This is a genomic window from Serratia sp. HNCC26DJ244 (genome assembly GCF_057180565.1).
The window spans coordinates 1-494 of sequence record NZ_JBXUGO010000116.1; the positions used below are offsets into that span (position 1 = coordinate 1).

The window sequence follows — 494 nt, forward strand, 5'->3', positions numbered from 1 at the left end:
GCGCAGGAAACTGGGTGCTGAACAGCAGCAATATCGATCTGAGAAATAATGGCAATGCCTCTGGCTTTACGGGCTTGTTAGATATTAATACCGGCGCCACACTGACCATTGACAGTCTTACTGCATTGGACGGTTCAACAATATTGAATGTTGATGGTGCCACCAGCACCTTGAATATCACCAACGCCGGTGCCTTTACGCTGAACAATACCCTGACCGGTGCCGGGCAGGTGAATGTCGATACCGGGGCTAATAATGCGTTCAATTTCGATACTGGCGTTGGGAGTGGCTTTACCGGCAATGTGACGCTGAATAACGCTACCTTCTCACTGGCGGGGACCAATGCCGACACTCTACAGAATGCTGGGCTGACGTTAGCCACCGGCAGTGTGACGACGGTTGGCATCCCGGGAACGCCAAGTACCGCCATCTTGCAGGATCTGGTGCTGGATGGTGGTACGCTCAATTTCACTGGTGGCGTGCCGTTATCAAGT

Annotated in this window: 1 protein-coding gene; it reads left to right on the plus strand. The window is 52.6% G+C overall.

Features of this window, described 5'->3' with window-relative positions; genetic code table 11:
* Nucleotides 1-14 precede the first annotated feature (14 nt).
* The coding region (locus tag AC2A06_RS18845; RefSeq protein WP_484381297.1) for a hypothetical protein at nucleotides 15-494 on the plus strand (480 nt) is incomplete at its 3' end.